The 17,474-nt window shown below is 46.6% G+C and carries 15 protein-coding genes; 8 read left to right on the forward strand and 7 right to left on the reverse strand.

The window, feature by feature from the left end:
- Positions 1 to 21 precede the first annotated feature (21 nt).
- The 4 genes from ribE to MO387_RS02480 all read left to right on the forward strand — a co-directional run bounded on the left by ribE (position 22) and on the right by MO387_RS02480 (position 2,462).
- Complete coding sequence (ribE, locus tag MO387_RS02465; RefSeq protein ID WP_006082639.1) at positions 22 to 501, forward strand: 6,7-dimethyl-8-ribityllumazine synthase; 480 nt, start codon at positions 22 to 24, stop codon at positions 499 to 501.
- Between the two features lie 11 nt (positions 502 to 512).
- On the forward strand, positions 513 to 917 hold the full coding sequence (nusB, locus tag MO387_RS02470) for a transcription antitermination factor NusB (RefSeq protein ID WP_006082638.1): 405 nt from the start codon (positions 513 to 515) through the stop codon (positions 915 to 917).
- Positions 918 to 995: 78 nt separating this feature from the next.
- Positions 996 to 1,952, forward strand: coding sequence for a thiamine-phosphate kinase (gene thiL, locus MO387_RS02475; protein ID WP_037392620.1), 957 nt, complete (start codon positions 996 to 998; stop codon positions 1,950 to 1,952).
- Positions 1,953 to 1,967: 15 nt separating this feature from the next.
- The gene (locus MO387_RS02480) at positions 1,968 to 2,462 is read left to right on the forward strand and encodes a phosphatidylglycerophosphatase A (protein ID WP_006082636.1); all 495 of its coding nucleotides are present in this window, start codon (positions 1,968 to 1,970) and stop codon (positions 2,460 to 2,462) included.
- A gap of 122 nt (positions 2,463 to 2,584) precedes the next feature.
- On the opposite strand, the gene recN is transcribed toward MO387_RS02480, so the two are convergent.
- Both recN and MO387_RS02490 read right to left on the reverse strand, forming a co-directional pair.
- On the reverse strand, positions 2,585 to 4,243 hold the full coding sequence (gene recN, locus MO387_RS02485) for a DNA repair protein RecN (protein WP_006086873.1): 1,659 nt from the start codon (positions 4,241 to 4,243) through the stop codon (positions 2,585 to 2,587).
- A 128-nt stretch (positions 4,244 to 4,371) separates the two neighbouring features.
- Positions 4,372 to 5,334 (reverse strand): AEC family transporter, encoded by a 963-nt coding sequence (locus tag MO387_RS02490; protein WP_107948634.1) that lies wholly within the window; start codon positions 5,332 to 5,334, stop codon positions 4,372 to 4,374.
- 299 nt (positions 5,335 to 5,633) lie between these two features.
- Here MO387_RS02490 and MO387_RS02495 point away from each other — a divergent pair, with 299 nt between their 5' ends.
- A complete protein-coding gene (locus MO387_RS02495; protein WP_071938345.1) occupies positions 5,634 to 6,533 on the forward strand; it encodes a LysR family transcriptional regulator in 900 nt (299 codons plus the stop codon).
- A 36-nt stretch (positions 6,534 to 6,569) separates the two neighbouring features.
- On the opposite strand, the gene MO387_RS02500 is transcribed toward MO387_RS02495, so the two are convergent.
- The 3 genes from MO387_RS02500 to barA form a co-directional block, all read right to left on the reverse strand.
- The gene (locus tag MO387_RS02500; protein ID WP_006082632.1) at positions 6,570 to 6,803 is read right to left on the reverse strand and encodes a DUF3319 domain-containing protein; all 234 of its coding nucleotides are present in this window, start codon (positions 6,801 to 6,803) and stop codon (positions 6,570 to 6,572) included.
- 154 nt (positions 6,804 to 6,957) lie between these two features.
- A complete protein-coding gene (locus MO387_RS02505; RefSeq protein WP_006082631.1) occupies positions 6,958 to 7,557 on the reverse strand; it encodes a YjaG family protein in 600 nt (199 codons plus the stop codon).
- A complete protein-coding gene (barA, locus tag MO387_RS02510) occupies positions 7,532 to 10,333 on the reverse strand; it encodes a two-component sensor histidine kinase BarA (RefSeq protein ID WP_107948631.1) in 2,802 nt (933 codons plus the stop codon). The genes MO387_RS02505 and barA overlap by 26 nt, the downstream gene beginning before the upstream one ends.
- Before the next feature lie 100 nt (positions 10,334 to 10,433).
- Here barA and rlmD point away from each other — a divergent pair, with 100 nt between their 5' ends.
- Both rlmD and relA read left to right on the forward strand, forming a co-directional pair.
- Complete coding sequence (gene rlmD, locus MO387_RS02515) at positions 10,434 to 11,786, forward strand: 23S rRNA (uracil(1939)-C(5))-methyltransferase RlmD (RefSeq protein WP_242325970.1); 1,353 nt, start codon at positions 10,434 to 10,436, stop codon at positions 11,784 to 11,786.
- A gap of 152 nt (positions 11,787 to 11,938) precedes the next feature.
- The gene (gene relA / locus MO387_RS02520) at positions 11,939 to 14,146 is read left to right on the forward strand and encodes a GTP diphosphokinase (RefSeq protein WP_242325971.1); all 2,208 of its coding nucleotides are present in this window, start codon (positions 11,939 to 11,941) and stop codon (positions 14,144 to 14,146) included.
- A gap of 479 nt (positions 14,147 to 14,625) precedes the next feature.
- Here relA and MO387_RS02525 read toward each other — a convergent pair whose 3' ends face one another.
- Positions 14,626 to 15,651 carry a transposase gene (locus tag MO387_RS02525; RefSeq protein ID WP_242325972.1) on the reverse strand — a complete coding sequence of 342 codons (1,026 nt, stop codon included), beginning with the start codon at positions 15,649 to 15,651 and terminating at the stop codon, positions 14,626 to 14,628.
- A 208-nt stretch (positions 15,652 to 15,859) separates the two neighbouring features.
- On the reverse strand, positions 15,860 to 16,066 hold the full coding sequence (locus MO387_RS02530) for a hypothetical protein (protein WP_242325974.1): 207 nt from the start codon (positions 16,064 to 16,066) through the stop codon (positions 15,860 to 15,862).
- A 764-nt stretch (positions 16,067 to 16,830) separates the two neighbouring features.
- On the opposite strand from MO387_RS02530, the gene MO387_RS21165 reads away from it, so the two are divergent.
- On the forward strand, positions 16,831 to 16,956 hold the full coding sequence (locus MO387_RS21165; RefSeq protein WP_012089862.1) for a hypothetical protein: 126 nt from the start codon (positions 16,831 to 16,833) through the stop codon (positions 16,954 to 16,956).
- Positions 16,957 to 17,474: the final 518 nt, after the last annotated feature.

The following is a 17,474-nucleotide window of genomic DNA, read 5'->3' on the forward strand; positions in this document are numbered from 1 at the left end:
TTAGCTAAATTAGGTAAGATAATGAACGTAGTTCAAGGTAATATCGAAGCGAAAAATGCCAAAGTTGCGATTGTAATTTCGCGTTTCAACAGCTTTTTAGTTGAGAGCTTGCTTGAAGGTGCACTTGACACGCTGAAACGTTTTGGCCAAGTCAGCGACGACAATATCACTGTTGTCCGTGTACCAGGTGCGGTTGAGTTGCCGCTAGCTGCGCGTCGCGTAGCTGCCAGTGGTAAATTCGACGGTATTATCGCATTAGGTGCGGTGATCCGTGGTGGTACTCCTCATTTTGATTTTGTTGCAGGCGAATGTAATAAAGGTCTAGCTCAAGTTGCTTTAGAATTTGATCTGCCTGTTGCTTTCGGTGTTTTGACCACAGATACCATTGAACAAGCTATTGAACGTTCAGGTACCAAAGCGGGTAACAAAGGCGGCGAAGCTGCTTTAAGTCTGCTTGAAATGGTCAATGTTCTGCAAGAACTTGAACAACAGTTGTTATAGTAGGAAAAATAATGAAGCCTTCTGAGCGCCGCAAGGCCCGCCGTTTAGCCGTTCAAGCCATCTATTCATGGCAACTAAGCGGGAATAATATTGCCGATGTCGAGCATGAGTTTTTAACTGAACAAAGTCTCGACGGTGTTGATGTAGCTTATTTTCGTGAGCTATTTTCAGGCGTTGCAACGAAGAAAACCCAATTGGATGAGCTGATCATCCCGCATCTGGAACGCCCGATTGATGAAGTGTCTCCAGTAGAGAAAGCCATAGTTCGTTTAGCGACCTATGAGCTGACTTTCCGTAAAGATGTGCCATACAAGGTCGCGATTAATGAAGCGATTGAGTTGGCAAAAGCTTTCGGTGCGGACGAGAGTCATAAGTTTGTGAACGGACTGCTCGACAAACTGGTTGCACGCAAGTAATAAAGACAAACGGTATCTTAGGATACCGTTTTTCATTGCTAACAAAGGTGGCCGATGTAAGTCGTGCCAAACTGTACAGTGAAAGAATTCCAATTAATTGAATGTTATTTTAGCAACCGCGGCCCCACTCGCCGTGATGTGAAGCTTGGCATCGGTGACGATTGCGCTTTAGTGCAACCCGCAGAAAACAAGTCGATTGCTATCTCCTGTGACACCTTAGTCGAAAATGTCCATTTCTTCCCCGATATGCCTCCCGCTGCCTTAGGTTACAAAGCCTTAGCGGTAAATTTATCTGATCTGGCTGCCATGGGCGCTGAGCCCGCGTGGATGACGCTTGCCTTGACGCTACCTGAAGTCGATGAAACTTGGCTCAGTGGTTTTAGCGAAGGTTTATTTGAAGCGGCCGATTACTATGGCATCGCCTTAATTGGCGGCGATACGACTCGTGGCCCACGGGCGATTAATATCACAGTACACGGCCAAGTCCCACAGGGTAAGGCACTCACGCGTCATGGTGCTAAAGCCGGTGATTGGATTTATGTCACGGGCACGCTCGGAGATTCGGCCTTAGGTCTGGATATCATTCGCGGTGCGCAGCAAGCCAGAGCTGAGCACAAAGAATTCCTGATTAATCGTCATTATCGCCCAACACCAAGAGTCTTAGCGGGCCAAGCTTTGCGCTCGCTAGCCTCCAGTGCTATCGACCTTTCCGACGGGTTTATCTCGGATATCGGTCATGTCCTTAAGGCTTCGGCAGTTGGTGCGGTTGTAGATGTTAATTGCATCCCGCTTTCGCGTGCGATGCAAGATACCGTCAGCGAGGAGCATGCCTTAGGTTATGCACTGACAGGCGGCGAAGATTACGAATTGTTGTTCACCGTTCCTGAGGCGCAAAAAGGCGCGCTTGAGACAGCATTAAGCCATGCAGGAGCAAAGTTTGTTCGTGTTGGACAAATTTGTGCGGGCAGTAAGCTCAAGTTACAACTCAATGGTGAGCCGTTTACGCCGCCGTATCACGGTTTCGAGCACTTTTAAGCGAAGAGCATGTTAATGAAATGGTTGTCAAAGGATCAGGCGTTAACGCGCCTGTCATTAAAAAATCCTGTCCACTTTTTGGCACTCGGTTTCGGTAGCGGACTCGCCGCTAAAGCGCCCGGTACTTTCGGTACCATAGCTGCTATTCCCCTCTATTTACTGATGGCGCCATTACCACTTGCTTGGTATATCGGCTTAACTTTAGTCAGTGTATTTGCAGGATTTTATATCTGTGGTAAAGCGGCACATGACATGGGCGTACACGACCATGGCGCGATTGTGTGGGATGAAGTGGCTGGACTGTTGATCACTATGATAGCGGCACCTGCGGGCTGGATTTGGCTATTAGTGGGCTTTGGTTTATTTCGCTTTTTCGACATCATCAAACCTTGGCCAATCCGTTGGCTCGATGCCAAAGTCGAAGGTGGTTTTGGCATTATGATTGACGATGTCTTAGCGGGCGTATTTGCCTTTATCTGTCTGCAAGGGCTAGTCTGGTGTGTTAGCTAACATGGCATGATAGTTAACATGGCCAACAACTAACCCTTAGCTTTTGATTTCGCATTTTTCTGATTGAAGCTTGATTGAAGGGATTAGCTGAATATCCCTTATTCCTTTTCTGCTTGATTTTATTATTGCAGCAGTTCCCTTGCGTTTGCTAGGGTATTGCTGGTGATAGTATCGCCACCTAACAGTCTTGCAAGTTCTTGAATACGCTGCTCACGATCGAGCGACTTCATTGTAGTTTCTGTACTGCCCGCCTTATTAAACTTATCGACGAACATGTGTTGATGACCATTGCCCGCAACTTGCGGCAAGTGAGTCACGCACAGTACTTGGGTCGATTCCCCTAAGCTGCGTAGCATGCGGCCTACTACTGCGGCGGTGGGACCCGAAATCCCGACATCCACCTCATCGAAAATCAATGTTGGCGTGGCAACTTTCTTCGCGGTAATCACTTGGATCCCTAAGCCTATCCGTGAAAGCTCACCGCCAGACGCGACTTTCGAAATCGGTTGTAAGGGTTGGCCAGGGTTAGTGGTGACCATGAATTCGATGTTGTCACTGCCGTTGGCTGACATTTGTTCTGGGTGGAAATTGACTTCGATAGTAAATTTACCCTTAGGCATATTCAGTTCGTGGATTGACTGAGTCACCAGTTTGTCGAGTTCTTTGGCATATCTAGCGCGGCTTTGGCTGAGTTTTTGTGCGTTGCTAAGGTAAGCGGCTCTGCTGGCATCGACCTGTAGTTGAATTTCTTCGAGCTTGCTTTCGTCACTGTCTAAGGTGCTCAGCTCTGCCTTTAATGCCAAATGATGTTCGGCCAGTTTATTTGGGCTGACATGGTGCTTACGCGCCAGTTGCATGGCTTTTGATAGCCGTTCTTCTAAATAGGCAAAGTGGGTTGGATCGAGTTCAAGCTTACTCAAATAGTGCTGTAATTCGCCTGCGCTTTCTTGCACTTGGATTAAGGCATCATTGAGCATAGTGTTGATATTGCTTAATGCAGGATCGTAGCTTTGCAGATCTTCGGCGAGGGAAACGACTCGATTAAGCAGCGACTCTATATTGTTCTCTTCGCCTTCAGTGAGTATATCTAAGCTCGCCTGACAGGTATCAATCAACTCAGTGCCATTGGCAAGACGTTTGTGCTCTTGCTCAATTTCATCGAACTCATCGACTTTAAGATCAAACTCATCGAGTTCTTCTACTTGATATTGCACTAATTGCTTACGGGCAATACGTTCATGCTGGGAGGCTTCGAGTTGCTTTAGATCGGCCTCAATTTGTTTGCAGCGTTGAAAACTGGCGGCAACCGTATCGATAAGCAATCTGTGGTTGGCATAACTGTCGAGCAGGGTGAGTTGGTGTTCACTTTTTAACATCGCATGGTGCGCATGTTGGCCGTGAATACCGATGAGCAACTGACCCAGTAATTTGAGTTGCGTCAGCGGCACTGGATTACCATTGATATAGGCACGTGAACGGCCATCGCTACCAATAGTTCGACGTAGGATACACTCATCATCGAGTTCAAGATCGTTATCTTCTAACCAACGTTTTGCCAGTGGAATATCATCCAAGGAAAAGCGAGCGCTAACCTCGGTTTTATTGGCTCCGGGGCGAACACTGCTGGCATCGGCGCGATTGCCTAGGCACAGGCCTAGCGCATCGATGGCGATTGATTTACCCGCGCCGGTTTCACCTGTGATGCTGGTCATACCGGGGCGAAAATCCAGTTCTAAAAAACGGACGATTGCGAAGTTATTAATGCTGAGTTGGCAAAGCATAGTGAATTCCTGTCGAAAAACATACCAAACCACTGTATTGATAAACAGTATATACTGATTTTATATACAGTAAAGTGGCTTGGGTAAATAATCGGCATTATCGGCAGTAAATATTTTTAATTGACTGATTATGCATGGGTTCTTACTAAGCTTTCTAAGATAGGTAAACTGAAGAAAGTGACTAAGGTGCCAAATAGAATGCCCTGAGCACTGGTTGAAGCTTGAGTGTTATAGCGCTGGGCGAGCAAGTACACGCTAGCGGCTGTGGGCAATGCGCTCAAGATCACGCCCATGATCAGGTAGTCGCCGCTCACGCCAAAACGGCTAAGCATAAAGTAGACGAGTGCCGGTTGGACAACTAGCTTGAAGAGGTTAATAAGGCTCAGTTCGATAAAATTCTTGGGGCTAAATACGCTGCTATCTTTCTGGTATCGCATCGCTTTGGCGAGCACCATGCCGATGGCAAACAGCGCGCACGGGCTTGAGGTATTGCCAATTTGTTGGATCATTAGCGCCAGCCCTGAGGGCAGTTTTATCTCTAGCGCCGAAATGCCGACGCCAATCAAGCTACCAATAACGATAGGGTTTTTACCGACCGCCATCATCATTATGACTATGGCGTGGTGTTGTCTTTGGGTGTTTGTGGCCAGTTCCATCGAGACTAAGGCCACGGCAAACATCAGCACGGATAATAAGCTGGCAATCGCGGCGGCAACTAACGCACTTTGCTGCTGCGGGAATAAGATGATGAGCAGTGGAATACCAATAAATGCGGTATTACCAAAGGTGGCATTAAGGGCTCGAATGGCGGCAACCGCATGCTGTTTCGGGTTAGCAAGCAGCGAGAGCCCAAGGCAGACAAGATAAGTGATCACCATAGCCGTGCTGTAGCCCGCAATAAATCCCCATTGCAAAATCTCGCCAATTGGCTGCTGGGCGAGGGCGATAAGCATGATCGCAGGGAAAGCAATATAGTACACATACTGGTTTAGCACTTGATCCGTATCGACGGGCAAGAGTTTTAATTTTTGCACTAGTGTGCCGAGCAACATGATCCCGAAGACGGCAAACAGAGGGGTTAAAATGGTCATTTCCCTCACTCATCCTTACGATTAAATTTGAATAAACTCAGCCACCACCGTCATTTCTACTATCGCTATGATTTTAGGTGGGCGCTTGCCTTTTTTATGTCACGTTAGAACCAGAACTAGCGCCAGCGCAGTAAAACTCGCCACAAAATAACATATCATTTCAGTCTAAGGCTATTGCGCTATGGTCGTATAAGTGGATTAATTGATGTTTAAAACACAATGACTTAGCGTACGCTGTGATTGTTGATGACTTTATATAGTGCCTAAAGTGGGCAGCTAGAACAGAATTAGGACATGCAATGAGTGATGATTTAGGCGCTGAACTACAACTTGTCTATCTTTTTGTGCATTTAGTCAATGCGGGCAGTTTTTCACAGGCGGCGAAGGAGCTTGATATGCCCATTGCCACAGTGAGCCGCAAGTTAGCGAAGTTGGAAGACAAGCTCGATAAACAGCTCTTTATGCGCAGCACCCGCAAGTTACGATTGACGGAGGAAGGGTTGGCACTCTTTCAACGCTACCAGAGTGTGGTTGCCCAATTTGATGAACTGAGTGGTGCGGGCAGCGATAAACCCGAGGGCACCCTGCGCATCGCCGCGCCAATTTCGATTATTTCCATCGTGTTTATTCAAGCTTTGAATGAATTTGGCCGACTGTATCCCGATATCCGTTTGCACATTTCCCAGAGCAATGAGTTAGTCGATTTGATTGACAAGGGCATAGATGTGGCGATTGTCGGCGGGGCTCAGCCTGATTCTTCTTGGGTGTCGAGCACCTTAGGCGAGCTGGATTATTGCCTGTTTGCCACGCCAGAATACTTGGCTCAGGCACCTAAACTTGAGCATCCCGATGATCTCGAAGCCCATCAACTGATAAAAGTCTGGCCGCTGTTTAATTGGCATTTAAAGCATCCGAGCGGTGAGTCTTTTTATTTTAATGGCCCAACTAAGCTGACCCTCACGGATTTGCACGGTGCGATTCAGGCGACCTTAGGCCATGGCGGGATCTTGTATGGTCCCGAACTATTTGTAAAACAGCAGATTAAAGAAGGGAAACTTAAAGTATTACTGCCAGAATGGATTGGCGAGCAGAGGCGGATTTCGATTTTATATCATCAGCGCAGCCAGCAGCCGCTAAAGGTAAGAGTCTTTATTGAGTTTATGCAGTCAAAGGCGCCAGAGTTATTCTCTATGCGTTGATTTAACCGAGTTATTCTTTAATAAGGGAACTGATTTTTAGCGTCTTTTAGGTTTTACGGTGTTTTTGCTCATGGTGTTTTGCGTTTGTTTTGCGTCTTGCAGGCTGGAGCGTGTCGCGGGCAGTATGCCGAGTTCTAAGAAGTACCCCACTAAACGCCGCAGTTCGAATAAAGAACCGATACGCTGTTGATCTTTGATGGTCAGTTTCCAACTGTCGGTTCGTCCTTCGCTATTGGTTAAGACAAATCCTTGATAAACAATCTTTTTCATTGGAATAACTCAATATTGGCTGATGGAACTTGCTAGCTTTGGTTTTACTCGTTTTGGGCTTGCTTGAAAGTGATTGCAGTCGAGACTAGAGGCTTATTATTTATAAACATTGTTTAGAAATAAGGGTGCTTGAGTTACCCCAAGCACCCATCAATTAAGCGACGCTGATGCCGATATTTGATACGCCAGCTTCGATAATGTCTTTGCGTAAACCTTTAACCAGTTCCGCTGTGATCTTTGGATTTTCTTCGATAATTTCCAGCAGAGAATTTTGTAATTCTTTCTCTTCTTCCATAACTTCATGGGCAAAAACAAAATCATCTAATGCTTCATCGACTAAATCGACATCGCTGATGGCTTCGATATAGTTAGCCACTGTGCTCGATGACAGTTTGCTGATATTGACGATATCTTCTTCAATCTTGCCTTGAATCGCACCCAGTAAGGTCGATATGGCGACCACAGCGTCCATGGCTGGATAGACGCCATAGGCTTCAAAATCAGCGGGTTCTGGGGTGTTATCTTCAAGACGTTGCAGATGCACATCGATATTGAATTTAAGCTTAGGGTCGTACAGGGATTGCCAGAGTAGTTCTAACGCAGTACTCAACACTGCAGGGTCACCAAACTCACAGACTTCGGAAAACAGTTGATAGTTGGGCAACATGCGTTGGCAAAGTGCAGTGGCGAAGAGTTGTTTTTGTGGCAGTGTTAACGCCTTAAGACGTTTAAAGAAGCCCGTTTTTTTGGTCATCTGTTATTTCCGCTGATAGCTGTGATATCACTTGATTTGCCGCAGATTCTACCTTAGTTAACTCATCAAGTAACTCTAGTATTTCGGGTTCGAGATCTTCGACCGCTGTTTCACGTTTTAGTGCCGATTCAATTTCTTGGCATAATCTTTGGGTTGTAGGCACGCCGCAGTAACAACTGGCCCCATGCAACTTATGGATTGTACTGAGCATGACGGGGTGATCGTTTTGACTCAGCGCCGTCTGAATTGTTGTCACGGTTTGCGGTAAAGAGTCGAGCAACATTCTCAGCATATCTAAGGCAAGATCAGCCTTGTGATTAGCTTGGGTTAAGCATAAATCCCAGTTCAGCGTATGCAGGTCAAAATGGGTGAATTTAGGCCGAGTGATCCAGCGATGGATAACGTCTTTTAGCGCCGCTTCATCAATAGGTTTAGGCAAATATCCATCCATACCACTGCCTAAGATCAGCTCGCGTTCTTCGGCAATCGCATGGGCCGTCACGGCAATAATTGGCGTGTTACGGTTCATCGAGCCTTGGCGAATTTGCTTAGTGGCGCTGATGCCATCTGTGCCTGGCATCTGAATATCCATAAAAATCAAATCAAAGGTGCGCGTCTTTGCCTGTTTAACTGCTTCATCGCCACTGTTGACAGCAACTACCGTTGTCACTAACTCGCTGAGCAAGGTGTCGATTAGCTTTAAGTTGGCAAAGTTATCATCCACCGCCAGTACAGTTAATGATTGGCGCGCCGCCGGCGTGGCTATGGTCACTGGGGCTATGATGTCGTACTCCATCGGTGGATAGAGTAAGTTGCGGGCAAGCTGGTGCTCACTCACGGGCAGAGACAACACCACATCGGCATTCGGGCGGATAAACTGGGTTAAGGCGTCTTGTTCTTGGCAATCGTATAGCACCACAAGGCAATCGGTTTTGGTCTTTGCCAAGTTAAGTGTGCTTACCAGTTGTCCAGCATCGCTAAACCCATGGCAACTCAATAGAACATAGTCGTATGGCGCTTCGGCCGTGTTGAGTGTGGTGAGCAAGCTTGGGATATGCTGATGGTGAGTCACTTTGGTATCCCATTGATTCAATTGGCGACTCAAGACTGCATGAGTCAGCACTCTGGGCTCATAAAACAGTATGGTTTTGTCTTTGAGTTTTTCGAGCGGCAGTGAGTCACCGATTTGGAACTGACCTAAGCCGAGCGGCAAACTGAACCAGAAGTTTGAGCCTTTTTCTGGGGATGAAGTAAAGCCAATTTGGCCGCCCATTTGATTCACTAAACGCTTAGTGATCACTAAACCTAAGCCCGTGCCACCAAAGCGGCGTGAAATCGACGAATCGGCTTGGCCAAAGGCTTGGAATAAAAAGTCCTGCTGGCTTTCATCGATACCGATACCGGTGTCGACCACATCACAGCGCAGTACCACTTGTTCTTCCGACTGGCTTTGCAGTTCGATTTTGACCATCACACTGCCAGAGTCGGTGAATTTAATCGCGTTACCGACCAAGTTATTGATGATTTGGCACACGCGCATGGCATCGCCATTCACATTATCGGGCACGTTGGGGGCGATATCAACGACGAGTTCTAGGCCTTTGGCCTGGGCGCTGCCCGAGATTAGCGTGATGGTATCGCCTATGGTTTCCCTTAGACCGAAGGGCATGTTTTCCAACACCATTTTACCGGCTTCGAGTTTAGAAAAATCGAGAATATCGTTGATGATACCCAGCAGGTTAGTGGCGCTGCGCTCAATGGTTTTGATGTAATCCACTTGGCTCGAATGCAAAGGGGTTTTCACCAATTGCCGCGCAAAACCGATAACCCCATTGAGCGGCGTACGTAACTCGTGGGACATGTTGGCTAAGAATTCAGATTTAATTCGGCTGGCTTCTAGGGCGCGTTTTTTTGCTAAATCTAACTCGACGTTTTGGATTTCAATCTGCTCTAAGGTTTCCCGCAGATCCGAAGTGGCTTGGTCGATATTTTGCTGCATCTCATCATGGTATTCCGATAGCGACCCCGCCATGGCATTGATACCGCGTTTGAGTAAGTCGAGCTCACCAATCAAGTTGCCATCTAAGCGGGCGTCCAACTTACCTTCACGGATTTTAGCGACGACGCGCACCATTTCAGTAATGGGCTGAGTGACGTTTTTCACCAGCCGGAAAGTGAACAGCAGGTTCAACTGCACCCCGATCAACACGATTATAAAGGCGGCGACGGCGGCTCTATGCTGCTCGAGTAGGGCACGTTCTTTATTGATGATGATGGAGATATAACCTAACAGCTGACCATCGTCTGTTTGGATATCGTAATTAGCGGGAGCGGCGCTGGGCCCGGTGGAGAAAATCGGTGTCCGTAAAATCAGGCTGTCGCCCACATGCTCAATTTCGGTTTTATGCAGTGTGTTAAGCGCTTCTTTGTAGCGCATAATTTCAAAATCTTTGTGGTAATGCGAGGTCACAAAGAGCTGATTATTGGCATCGAAAATCGCGATGGATTTCACTAAGGTGGACTTGTTGAGCTGCGCCGCGGCGAGTAAGCGTTTGGTCGCCTCGCGATCATTGGCCACTAAACCGATTTCACTGGCAATCGACAGCGGCTCAATAATATTGCTGCCCTGTTCGACGAGCGTATCTTCGAGCTCATAAAAACGGTTTATGGTAAAGTAGCTGCCCAGAAGGATACCGACCAAGATTGTTGGCGCGAGCGCCAGTACAAGAACCCAAGAACGTAGGCTGTATTTGGTCATGTTGTTGACTGGGTTCATAGCAGCGGCGGTGTTTCCTGTGACAGAGACTAAGATAATTTTATAAGACTGCCAGAAAGAGGGCGGTCTTTGCCAGTATTTTATTGATTTAGAGGCCGAAATGGCGCAATTTTTTAAAGCAAAACCAAATAGTTCCAAACAGTTGTCGGCTAAGTTATCGCTGAGCGTGAATCAGCTCGATCACTTAGGGGCAGGTATAGCACAACATCAAGGTAAAGTCGTGTTTATCCCCGGCGCACTGCCCGATGAAACCGTGACGGTACAGTTCACCGAGCAAAAGAAAAATTATGCCCGCGCTAAGTTAATTAAAGTCGATACACCTAGCTCTGAGCGCGTCGAGCCTGAGTGTCCACACTATCACACCTGCGGCGGCTGCGACTTACAGCATATGTCATTATCGGGCCAGCGTGAGCATAAAGAAGCGGCGCTGCTGGATATTATGGCTAAGTTTGCCGGCGCCGAAGGCGGCACGTTATCGCCCGCATTAACGGGGGAAGGTTGGCATTATCGTCGCCGTGCCCGTCTTGCGACTTTATTTGATAAAAATACTAAACACTTAAGCTTAGGTTTTCGTGCCGCTAGTAGCAGCAATGTGGTGCCTATCAGTCAGTGTCAGGTGTTAGCTAAGCCGTTATCAGATTTGATCGTCCCCTTTGCTAAGTTGCTGAATCAATTAACGGCTAAAGCCAGCTTAGGTCACCTTGAGTTAATTGCCGCCGATAATGGTCACTTCGCTGTGCTGCGTATCACTAAGGCGCTCAACGATAAAGATCTCGCTAAGCTGTCAGCCTTTGCCGAGCAGCATCAAATTCACATTTGTCTGCAGGATAATGAAGGCCAATTCCAAGGCGTTGGCGCAGAGTTAGTGTTACCGGTTTATCAGCTGTTAGATGACAAAGCTGAGTCGGATGCGGTGAGTTTAAGCTTCACCCCAGGTAACTTTGTGCAGGTGAATGGACAAATTAACAAGGCCATGGTCGCTCAAGCGATGGATTGGTTAGCGCCAGCGCCTGATGAGCGCATTTTGGATTTGTTCTGCGGTATGGGGAATTTCAGTTTGCCCTTAGCGAAAATGGGCGCGGATGTGATTGGCGTCGAAGGGGTTGCCGAGATGGTAACTCAGGCACGGGTGAACGCGAAAGCTAACAATCTTGATAAACTGACCTTCTATCACGGCGACTTGAGTGCGGATTTATCCCTTGAGCCTTGGATGGGCAAAATTGATAAATTACTGCTCGATCCTGCCCGTGCAGGGGCGTTTGAAAGCTTGCAATGGCTGAAGAAAATGAAGCCGCGCAAAGTCGTGTATGTATCTTGTAATCCTGCGAGCTTGGCCCGCGATAGCGCTGTACTGTTAGAGCGCGGTTACCGATTACAGCAATTGGGACTTATCGACATGTTCCCACAAACACACCATATCGAAGCCATGGCACTGTTTGAATTAACCAAGTAATTTGCGCTGGCAAAGTAAGCAAAGCGTTTGAATAACGTAAAAAATGTGATTATTACGTCGGTTGGGTTTGACAAGTTCGCGCCAATGCTGAAGATAGGAGAGCTGAAGTGGTGCCCACTTTCTCTCTGAGCACGGATAAGGAAATAAATTAGATGGTCTCTGTTCGCGAAGCGCACTTTAATGATCCCGATTTTCACTTAGAAGATTGGGTGGCTCGCTATGTCGGTCATGCCGATGAAGCGCAGATGCTGCTCTCCTTGATAGGGCAGATTGACGCCTTACCCGCTAAGAGTCCTGCGGCGAAGAGAGAACTGCTCGAACGTGCTCGAGAGATGATCGAAATCCTCGCACCGCTGAACATGGACATTGAAACCCTGCAAGCAGCAATTTTGTTTGTGGTGTTCGATGCTGGGTTACTGACCGAAGAGGCCATCAAAGAGAAATTTGGTGAGCCGCTGGCGCGTTTAGTGGCGAGTGTCGTGACCATGAATGCCATCGGCGCCTTGAAAATCAATCCCAACAGCCGCTCAACCGAGCCGCAAATCGACAACATCCGCCGCATGTTACTGGCGATGGTTGAAGATGTGCGCGCTGTGGTCATCAAACTTGCTGAGCGTGTGTGCTTGCTGCGGGCGGTGAAAAATGCCGATGAAGAAACTCGCGTGCTACTGGCCCGCGAAATTGCCGATATTTATGCGCCGCTGGCCAACCGTTTAGGGATTGGACAATTGAAGTGGGAGCTGGAAGATATTTCTTTTCGCTACCTGCATCCAGATACCTATAAAGACATCGCTAAGCAGTTAGACGGCAAACGACTGGACCGTGAAGTCTTTATCGACAAGTTTGTCAGTCAGTTGCAACAAAGATTAGATGAAGATCAAATTCGCGCTAAGGTCTACGGCCGGCCGAAACATATCTACAGTATTTGGCGTAAAATGAAGGGCAAGCACCTCAAATTTGATGAGTTGTTTGACGTGCGCGCCGTGCGTATCGTGACTGAGCGTTTGCAGGATTGTTATGGTGCATTAGGCGTAGTGCATACGCTTTGGCACCATATTCCGCGGGAATTTGACGACTATGTCGCTAACCCTAAACCTAACGGTTATCAATCGATTCATACCGTAGTGGTGGGGCCTGAGGGCAAAACCGTTGAAATTCAAATTCGTACCCAAGACATGCATGAAGATGCAGAGCTGGGTGTCGCCGCGCACTGGAAATACAAAGAAGGCAATCATTCCGGTAAGCAAAGCGGCTACGAAGAAAAAATTAACTGGCTGCGTAAAATTCTGCAATGGCAGGAAGACGTGGTCGAAAGTGGCAACTTGGTCGAAGAAGTGCGCAGCCAAGTGTTTGAGGATAGAGTGTATGTGTTCACCCCAAGCGGTGAAGTCGTCGACTTGCCACTGGGCTCAACCGTGCTCGACTTTGCCTATTACATTCACTCCCAAGTGGGACATAAATGTATTGGCGCTAAGGTCGATGGCCGTATTGTGCCGTTCACCTATCAGGTTGAAACGGGCGAGCGTATCGAGATCATTACCTCGAAACAGCCCAATCCTAAGCGCGACTGGCTTAACCCTAACTTAGGTTATATCCGTACTTCGCGGGCACGTTCGAAAATCCAGCATTGGTTTAAGCAGCAGGACAGAGACAAGAATATTGTCGCCGGCAAAGAAATGCTCGAATCCGAATTGGCGCGGGTGAGCCTTAAAATTAAAGACGCCGCCATCGCGGTCGAGCGCTTTAATATGGCGAGCATGGATGACTTACTGGCGGCGATTGGCGGCGGTGATGTGCGTCTGCATCAAGTGGTTAACCATATTCAGAGCCGTTTGCGACTCGACGAAGTGTCAGAAGAAGATGCAGTCGAAGAATTAGTTAAGAAAGGCCAACATAAACCGACATCCAGTGGCCGTGGTCAGGTTGAAGTCAACGGTGTGGGTAACTTGCTTAACCATATCGCCCGTTGTTGTCAGCCAGTTCCCGGTGATGAAATCTTAGGTTTTATTACTAAAGGCCGTGGCATTTCTGTGCATCGCGCTGATTGTGAACAAGTTAAAGAGTTAATGCGGGTTCACCCAGAGCGCGGTGTCGATGTGGTCTGGGGCGAAAATTACTCCGGCGGTTATCGCATGCGTCTGCGGGTATTAGCCCACGATCGCAGCGGTTTATTGCGTGACTTAACCTCAGTGTTGGCTGCCGAAAAATCCAATGTATTAGCCATGAGTTCGTCATCGGATACCAAAAACCAGACCGCCGCGATTGAGTTGGAACTAGAGCTTTATAACCTCGATGGTTTATCGCGGGTGTTATCTAAACTGACCCAAGTCGATAGTGTGATAGAGGCAAGACGACTTTAGGTTTCGCAATGATTTTCGAAGCGATTAGCCTCGAAATTACTAGCAATATTAAAGATATAGAGAAGCCATCTAGAAGCAGAGATAAAGGATTGGGGCGGCAAGGCGAATTTCGCTGGCCGCCTTTTTTATTTGGTTTTTATGGGAATTGAGTAGGATGACCAGTGAATTTAGTCTTTTGTATGTTTAGCTGTTGCTGCAAGCCATTCATAATGGCTTGTGATGGCATTCACTCACCGACTCGCAGCCAGTCCGTGGATGCTCGACCGCCCCGTCCATGGGGCGGACGGTCGTCTCGCTAATCACCATGGCTCGCCTTTCGAGCGCATGCGTAACCTCTAGGTTTTAAAGACTAGATCTAATCTTAACGATTATAGGCACCACTCTTATTGGACAAAAACGTGCTATGTTTTGCGCGGAATTATCTTCATTTCGGATCAACAAAAATAATTCCAAGCGCTGAATCGTGGACAATAATGAACTTAAGGATGTAACGCTTGGCTTGAGGCTTTACCTTTACACCATTTGCCGCTGTTGTGCTGCTTTTTAAACTCGCACATGCTATCCCATCGACCACTTATGCCACTGTATTGACGTCGAAACTCTTTAGCTGAAGTGAGCCACGCATCGGGCGAAATTCCTAATTCATTGAGTAGTTTTGGCCGTTGATTATCGATATAGCCTTTTTTATCAAGGCGCATAGCTCGTCCCGTCCAATCTATCAACTCAAGATAATCTGCAAAATGAAACGGAATGCCTGTTTGCTGGCTCAGAAGTGTTGAACCATCAAATTTTGCGAGGGCTTTATGTCGTATTGGCTGTAGGTTATCTGCGGTAGTTTTGACCAGTTGGGGCGAGTTGATATGAGGATTAAGCGCATTCACGCGCTCCTGAATCGATGTAAAATCAGAGGATTGCACGGAGTCGGCAATCCCTGCTCGAATAGGATTTAAATCGACATACATCATGCACGCCAGCAGTGCTTGCTCATCTAACAACGCTTGTGACTTAAAACGGCCTTCCCAAAAAGCGCCTTTACACTCATCTTCACGATTGGCCTTACGGGCAATTTCTTCATTTAAACAGCGCATAAACCAAGAGATACTGCTCAGTCGCTCATGCCACTCGGCGAGTAATGCATCAAGTAACATTACTTCACCGTCGATTAAATCATAACCATTCATATACTTAGTGGCGACGGCATGGCCTTTAGTGATTTGACTCCAGCGACAAATAATATCTTTTTGCGTTAGCGATTTGGCCTTGTCGGCATCAATTTTAAGCACTAAATGATAGTGATTACTCATCACCGCATAGGCGCAAATATCAATGCAGAAAATCGCAGATAATGCCTTGATTTTATCAACAATCCAGACGCGACGATGCTCATAACTGCGACCTGACAGTTTATCTTCACCGCACAGAAAAGCCCTGCGAACACAGCGATTTATCACATGATAGAAAGGTGTCGCATTAGCATCAATTAACTGTCTTCTGGCCGATGTCATCACAGGCTCCATACAGAGAAAATCAAGGTAATATAAAGCCTAGTAGAGGAGTGCGCAAAATACAAAAGATTTGGCTGTCCTCTCAATCCCAATTAACTGTCTTCTGGCTGAGGTCATCACAAGCTCCACACAGACAAAATCAGGATAATTTAAAGCCTAGTAGAAGGAGCAGGAAAACACAAAAAGATATGGCTGTCCTCTTAATCGGCTAGTCATTCAGCCATACGCAAAGTTGATTGCCTAAGTCATTATCAGGGAGAAGTGATTTTGGTGATAATGGTATTGAAGCATTTCCAAAGTATTTGCTAACCTCGCCGACGGCTTGCATATAACGGAGTGTAATGGGTAAACCTTGCTCAATAAGACGTTGATCTATCTCTTCGAAAACTTCATTAATGATCACTTTTTTACGCAACTAAGACCTCCAAGATATAACGCTTTCTATAGGGCTTGTAGCCATTCCTCATCCTCCTATGATGCAACCTTTCGATCAGCAGTTCAATTAACAAATCAATAAGTTAATAAAACAACGGGATATTAGATTTCCAAATGGCGCATAATGTTAGAAAAGCTTACTTCCAAACTCTTTCAGATAACTTTACATAGGGCAAATCTAGTGAATGAAGAGTGGATGGGGTCTTTGTTCCAAATTGGAATGGGGCATCCACATTTTAGCGTTTACGAGGTTTAAAGCTTTTAAAAATAACTTTTGCATTATGAAAAGAATTTCTTAATGCTAGGAACAGCTGAACGGAACAAATTCCATATATAAATGCTACACCCAGTGTGTAGGCTAAACCATCTCTTATCCCATAACTGATTAGCAAAAGCGGAACGGTCGTTGAAACCGTGACAAGCGAATATAGGTTAGGATAATCTCTAACTGTATAGACAGTTATGTAGCCCGCAGCTATACAAGCCACAATCGAAATTAAAAGGCCATTTAGAGAATCGTCCACATCCAATAGTGAAATGAACGCTCCTAGAAGTAACCCTAGGATACTGCAGATAACTAATGGTTTCCCCATGAAATCCTCGTTTAGGTAGAACGAATGGCAATCAATACTAACTTTCACTCATTACTAAAGTTTGGTCAACAAACCTGTAGCTGGAGGAGCTAGTTAAAAGAGGCGAAACAAGCTTTGGGGCAATAGCTTTTTAGCTAAACGAACAGCAGAAGTGTTAATTAAGATTGGCATTGTTGCAACTGTGACCGTTGGCGGCATGGATGCCGTCGTCGAGCCCTCAGGGACGAGTTTATGGCGAGTCACAGGGGAAACAATGACAATTCATGCTGCAAACTGACAACAAAGTTATCTTGCTTTGGGGCAATAGCTTTTTAGCTGAACGAACAGCAGAAGTGTTAGTTAAGATTGGCATTGTTGCACCAGTGACCTTCTAAAATAGGATATGTTTTAGTAGAGCCCTCAGGGACGCTTTTTGTTAAACAAAGAGGTGGCGAGGCACTGGGGACACAATGACAATGAATATCGCGCAACAGGTAATACAACGAGCTTTGGGAAAATATGTGTAATCGGCTATTACAAGCCGGCTCTAGGAGAACTAACTCGAAAACATATTGCTGCTCCTGCTTTTCTGCTTTTCTGCTTTCCTGCTTTTCCCAATCCCGATTTCAGGTTAATCCACAACGCCATGCTAATTGATCATGAATATGGCTCATGTTGTATGTGAAATAAAACCGTTTTTGTTCATGTGTCGAACCACGTATAAATGACTCCAAGCGAAATATTAGACAAGCTTGAAGTTGCATCCTAGCTAAGCCATCAGGACTAAAGTCATCGGCACTTAAGTTAAAAGTAAGT

Origin of the sequence: Shewanella sp. N2AIL (assembly GCF_022690845.1) — a bacterium.
In the GTDB taxonomy this organism is placed as follows: Bacteria; Pseudomonadota; Gammaproteobacteria; order Enterobacterales; family Shewanellaceae; genus Shewanella; species Shewanella baltica.

Bases quoted from the DNA above. Each gene is read 5' to 3' on its own strand.
- MO387_RS02480 (WP_006082636.1), top strand. From the start codon at position 1,968: ATGAAATGGTTGTCAAAGGATCAGGCGTTAACGCGCCTGTCATTAAAA.
- MO387_RS02525 (WP_242325972.1), bottom strand. From the start codon at position 15,651: ATGACATCGGCCAGAAGACAGTTAATTGATGCTAATGCGACACCTTTC.
- MO387_RS02495 (WP_071938345.1), top strand. From the start codon at position 5,634: ATGAGTGATGATTTAGGCGCTGAACTACAACTTGTCTATCTTTTTGTG.
- barA (WP_107948631.1), bottom strand. From the start codon at position 10,333: ATGAACCCAGTCAACAACATGACCAAATACAGCCTACGTTCTTGGGTT.
- relA (WP_242325971.1), top strand. From the start codon at position 11,939: ATGGTCTCTGTTCGCGAAGCGCACTTTAATGATCCCGATTTTCACTTA.
- recN (WP_006086873.1), bottom strand. From the start codon at position 4,243: ATGCTTTGCCAACTCAGCATTAATAACTTCGCAATCGTCCGTTTTTTA.
- nusB (WP_006082638.1), top strand. From the start codon at position 513: ATGAAGCCTTCTGAGCGCCGCAAGGCCCGCCGTTTAGCCGTTCAAGCC.
- MO387_RS02505 (WP_006082631.1), bottom strand. From the start codon at position 7,557: ATGACCAAAAAAACGGGCTTCTTTAAACGTCTTAAGGCGTTAACACTG.
- rlmD (WP_242325970.1), top strand. From the start codon at position 10,434: ATGGCGCAATTTTTTAAAGCAAAACCAAATAGTTCCAAACAGTTGTCG.
- MO387_RS02490 (WP_107948634.1), bottom strand. From the start codon at position 5,334: ATGACCATTTTAACCCCTCTGTTTGCCGTCTTCGGGATCATGTTGCTC.
- MO387_RS02500 (WP_006082632.1), bottom strand. From the start codon at position 6,803: ATGAAAAAGATTGTTTATCAAGGATTTGTCTTAACCAATAGCGAAGGA.
- ribE (WP_006082639.1), top strand. From the start codon at position 22: ATGAACGTAGTTCAAGGTAATATCGAAGCGAAAAATGCCAAAGTTGCG.